The 5,578-nt window shown below is 48.2% G+C and carries 2 tRNA genes and 3 rRNA genes; all 5 read right to left on the minus strand.

The annotated features are described in order from the left end of the window. Positions 1-4: 4 nt before the first annotated feature. Positions 5-118 (minus strand): 5S ribosomal RNA (gene rrf, locus W293_RS0114225). A gap of 180 nt (positions 119-298) precedes the next feature. Further along, positions 299-3,160 (minus strand): 23S ribosomal RNA (locus W293_RS0114230). A 357-nt stretch (positions 3,161-3,517) separates the two neighbouring features. Then, positions 3,518-3,593, minus strand: a tRNA-Ala gene (locus W293_RS0114235). A 9-nt stretch (positions 3,594-3,602) separates the two neighbouring features. Then, positions 3,603-3,679: transfer RNA gene (locus tag W293_RS0114240), tRNA-Ile, on the minus strand. A 97-nt stretch (positions 3,680-3,776) separates the two neighbouring features. After that, a 16S ribosomal RNA gene (locus W293_RS0114245) occupies positions 3,777-5,314 on the minus strand. The 16S, 23S and 5S rRNA genes sit together here with 2 tRNA genes alongside, the layout of an rRNA operon. Positions 5,315-5,578: the final 264 nt, after the last annotated feature.

Here is a 5,578-nt window from a genome sequence, read left to right on the forward strand (position 1 = left end):
AGAGAGCTGACGATGACCTACTCTCACATGGGCGAACCACACTACCATTGGCGCAACGATGTTTCACTTCTGAGTTCGGGAAGGGATCAGGTGGGGCCATCGCGCTATTGTCGTCAGCAAAGGGGGTTAGATATGAGTCTGATGTTATTATGACGTCAAGATATTATCTATTGGTCGACCAACTTGTAACCTAACTGAATCAAGGTTAAAGGTGATATCGAAATATATATATTCTATAAGCTTTCGCTTATACAAGATAGATTAATTAGAGCTTTGATACAAACCACTTGGGTGTTGTATGGTCAAGCCAAACGAGCAATTAGTACAGGTTAGCTACACACATCGCTGTGCTTCCACACCCTGCCTATCAACGTCGTAGTCTTCAACGGCTCTTTAGGGAAATCTAATCTTGAGGTGGGCTTCCCGCTTAGATGCTTTCAGCGGTTATCCCATCCGAACGTAGCTACCGGGCAATGCCACTGGCGTGACAACCCGAACACCAGAGGTTCGTCCACTCTGGTCCTCTCGTACTAGGAGCAGATCCTCTCAAATTTCCAACGCCCACGGTAGATAGGGACCGAACTGTCTCACGACGTTCTAAACCCAGCTCGCGTACCTCTTTAAATGGCGAACAGCCATACCCTTAGGACCTGCTTCAGCCCTAGGATGAGATGAGCCGACATCGAGGTGCCAAACACCGCCGTCGATATGAACTCTTGGGCGGTATCAGCCTGTTATCCCCAGAGTACCTTTTATCCGTTGAGCGATGGCCCTTCCATACAGAACCACCGGATCACTAAGACCTACTTTCGTACCTGCTCGACTTGTGGGTCTCGCAGTTAAGCGCGCTTTTGCCTTTATACTCTACGACCGATTTCCGACCGGTCTGAGCGCACCTTCGTACTCCTCCGTTACTCTTTAGGAGGAGACCGCCCCAGTCAAACTACCCACCATACATTGTCCTCGGTATTGTTATACCTGAGTTAGAACCCCAACATGACCAGGGTGGTATTTCAAGATTGGCTCCACCAAGACTAGCGTCTCGGCTTCAAAGCCTCCCACCTATCCTGCACAAGTCAGGTCAAAGTTCAATGTAAAGCTGTAGTAAAGGTTCACGGGGTCTTTCCGTCTAGCCGCGGGTACACAGCATCTTCACTGCGATTTCGATTTCACTGAGTCTCTGCTGGAGACAGCGCTGCCATCATTATGCCATTCGTGCAGGTCGGAACTTACCCGACAAGGAATTTCGCTACCTTAGGACCGTTATAGTTACGGCCGCCGTTTACTGGGGCTTCGATCAAGAGCTTCGCTTACGCTAACCCCATCAATTAACCTTCCAGCACCGGGCAGGCATCACACCCTATACGTCCACTTTCGTGTTTGCAGAGTGCTGTGTTTTTAATAAACAGTTGCAGCAGCCTGGTATCTGCGACTGTCAACAGCTCAAGGAGCAAGTCCTATCACCATCAACAGCGTACCTTCTCCCGAAGTTACGGTACCATTTTGCCTAGTTCCTTCAGCAGAGTTCTCTCAAGCGCCTTGGTATTCTCTACCTGATCACCTGTGTCGGTTTAGGGTACGATTCGTTTATAACTATTGCTTAGAAGCTTTTCCTGGAAGCATGGTATTTGCCACTTCGCTGTACAAGTACAGCTTGCTATCAGATCTCAGCCATATAACAACCCGGATTTACCTAAGTTGTAAGCCTACATCCTTTCACCTGGACAACCAACGCCAGGCTGACATAACCTTCTCCGTCCCTCCATCGCATTATAAACAAGTATCGGAATATTAACCGATTTCCCATCGACTACGCCTTTCGGCCTCGCCTTAGGGGTCGACTCACCCAGCCCCGATTAACGTTGGACTGGAACCCTTGATCTTCCGGCGTGCGAGCTTTTCACTCGCATTATCGTTACTCACGTCAGCATTCGCTCTTGTGATACCTCCAGCATGCCTTACGACACACCTTCACAGGCTTACACAACGCTCCCCTACCACTTGAAAACAAATTCAAATCCGCAGCTTCGGCTCCTAGTTTGAGCCCCGTTACATCTTCCGCGCGGGCCGACTCGACTAGTGAGCTATTACGCTTTCTTTAAAGGATGGCTGCTTCTAAGCCAACCTCCTAGCTGTCTATGCCTTCCCACCTCGTTTCCCACTTAACTAGGAATTTGGGGCCTTAGCTGGCGGTCTGGGTTGTTTCCCTCTCCACAATGGACGTTAGCACCCACTGTGTGTCTCCCGGATATCACTCATCGGTATTCGGAGTTTGCATCGGTTTGGTAAGTCGGTATGACCCCCTAGCCGAAACAGTGCTCTACCCCCAATGGTGTTCGTCCGAGGCGCTACCTAAATAGCTTTCGGGGAGAACCAGCTATCACCGAGTTTGATTAGCCTTTCACCCCTATCCACAAGTCATCCCCTGGCTTTTCAACGACAGTGGGTTCGGTCCTCCGGTGCCTGTTACGGCACTTTCAACCTGCTCATGGATAGATCACTCGGTTTCGGGTCTATGCCCTGCAACTAAACGCCCTATTAAGACTCGGTTTCCCTACGGCTCCCCTAAACGGTTAACCTTGCTACAGAACATAAGTCGCTGACCCATTATACAAAAGGTACGCGGTCACCCTAATAAATTAAGGCTCCCACTGCTTGTACGCACACGGTTTCAGGTTCTATTTCACTCCCCTCACAGGGGTTCTTTTCGCCTTTCCCTCACGGTACTGGTTCACTATCGGTCAGTCAGGAGTATTTAGCCTTGGAGGATGGTCCCCCCATCTTCAAACAGGATTTCTCGTGCCCCGCTCTACTTAATATGTTAACGCTAATGTTTCGAATACAGGACTATCACCTACTACGGTCAGCTTTCCCACGCTGTTCTTCTACATTAGCACTAATCGGCTTCTCCCCGTTCGCTCGCCGCTACTTGGGGAATCTCATTTGATGTCTATTCCTAAGGGTACTGAGATGTTTCACTTCCCCTCGTTCGCTTCTTGTACAAGTACAAGATACCTACCTTATGGTAAGTGGGTTTCCCCATTCAGAAATCTCCGGATCACAGGATATTGCCGCCTCCCCGAAGCTTATCGCAGGCTGTCACGTCTTTCATCGCCTCTGACTGCCAAGGCATCCACCATGTGCGCTTCATTACTTGACCATACAACCCCAAGTAGTCTTAACTTATAAATAAGTTTTAACTTCAAAGTGTTATATAAGTCTAATTATGATAACGATATCACCTATGTTTATACGCTTGATTCAGTTCTCTTTACTTTTTTAATAACTCACTACTGGGATAACAACTGATGTCGTTAAGTAGTGAGTTATTAAGGTTAGGAACAACGCGTGAACACGTGTTCCTAACCCAGACTCATATCTATGTTTTTAAATAGTTCTTACGCTCTCGTCGAGTCATAAGTTCTGTATAAAACAGAAAGAAATAATCGTATGATGTAATATCTGAATTATTTGTTTCTGTTTATGCTTGTTTATATAGTTACTATCGTATTTATTATGGTGGAGCCAAACGGAGTCGAACCGTTGACCTCCTGCGTGCAAGGCAGGCGCTCTACCAACTGAGCTATGGCCCCGTAAATAAATGGTAGGCCTGGGCAGACTTGAACTGCCGACCCCCGCGTTATCAACACGGTGCTCTAACCAGCTGAGCTACAGGCCTTTAATGTCTAAAGCAATCACTTTATACAATAAGGCTTATAAACAATCTAAACTAAAGAACAACTTGTTGTGAATTCTTGCTGAGCGAATGCCGTCTATAAGGAGGTGATCCAGCCGCAGGTTCCCCTACGGCTACCTTGTTACGACTTCACCCCAGTCATCAACCACACCGTGGTGATCGCCCTCACTAAGTTAGGCTAACCACTTCTGGTGCAATCAACTCCCATGGTGTGACGGGCGGTGTGTACAAGGCCCGGGAACGTATTCACCGCGGCATTCTGATCCGCGATTACTAGCGATTCCTACTTCATGGAGTCGAGTTGCAGACTCCAATCTGGACTACGATAGGCTTTTTGAGATTCGCATCACATCGCTGTGTAGCTGCCCTCTGTACCTACCATTGTAGCACGTGTGTAGCCCTGGTCGTAAGGGCCATGATGACTTGACGTCGTCCCCGCCTTCCTCCAGTTTGTCACTGGCAGTATCCTTAGAGTTCCCGGCTTAACCCGCTGGTAACTAAGGACAAGGGTTGCGCTCGTTGCGGGACTTAACCCAACATCTCACGACACGAGCTGACGACAGCCATGCAGCACCTGTATTCTAATTCCCGAAGGCACTCCCGCATCTCTGCAGGATTCTAGATATGTCAAGACCAGGTAAGGTTCTTCGCGTTGCATCGAATTAAACCACATGCTCCACCGCTTGTGCGGGCCCCCGTCAATTCATTTGAGTTTTAACCTTGCGGCCGTACTCCCCAGGCGGTCTACTTATTGCGTTAGCTGCGTCACTAAGTCCTCAAGGGACCCAACGACTAGTAGACATCGTTTACGGCGTGGACTACCAGGGTATCTAATCCTGTTTGCTACCCACGCTTTCGAGCCTCAGTGTCAGTATTATGCCAGAAGGCTGCCTTCGCCATCGGTATTCCTCCAGATCTCTACGCATTTCACCGCTACACCTGGAATTCTACCTTCCTCTCACATACTCTAGCTCAACAGTATCAGATGCAGTTCCCAGGTTGAGCCCGGGGATTTCACATCTGACTTATCGAGCCACCTACGCTCCCTTTACGCCCAGTAATTCCGATTAACGCTTGCACCCTCTGTATTACCGCGGCTGCTGGCACAGAGTTAGCCGGTGCTTATTCTGCAGCTAATGTCATCGTCCGTGGGTATTAACCACGGAGTCTTCTTCACTGCTTAAAGTGCTTTACAACCAAAAGGCCTTCTTCACACACGCGGCATGGCTGGATCAGGGTTTCCCCCATTGTCCAATATTCCCCACTGCTGCCTCCCGTAGGAGTCCGGGCCGTGTCTCAGTCCCGGTGTGGCTGATCATCCTCTCAGACCAGCTACAGATCGTCGCCATGGTAGGCCTTTACCCCACCATCTAGCTAATCCGACTTAGGCTCATCTAATAGCGAGAGCAGTAAACTGCCCCCTTTCTCCCGTAGGTCGTATGCGGTATTAATTCGAGTTTCCCCGAGCTATCCCCCACTACTAGGTAGATTCCTAAGTATTACTCACCCGTCCGCCGCTCGACGCCTGGTAGCAAGCTACCATCGTTTCCGCTCGACTTGCATGTGTTAAGCCTGCCGCCAGCGTTCAATCTGAGCCATGATCAAACTCTTCAGTTTAATCTTGCTATGTAACCCTTTAAAGAGGCTACTAAACTTGGCTCATCTAATCTGGCAAAATCGCTAAAAATTATGTTCGTAATGAATTAACTTTGAGTTTTTCTGCTGTCTTAAATGATAATTTTTATAGTTAATAATCTTTCCGAAAAGAAAAGATAGTCAACTTTATTTTTTAGCATTCTGAATCAGCAAAAATCCACACAAGTTGTTCTTTAGTTATGCTTTTAAATAGTGTTCATCTACTGTCGTCCAGTAGGTGATTAT

The sequence above is a fragment of the Psychrobacter sp. TB67 genome (assembly GCF_000511065.1).
In the GTDB taxonomy this organism is placed as follows: Bacteria; Pseudomonadota; Gammaproteobacteria; order Pseudomonadales; family Moraxellaceae; genus Psychrobacter; species Psychrobacter okhotskensis.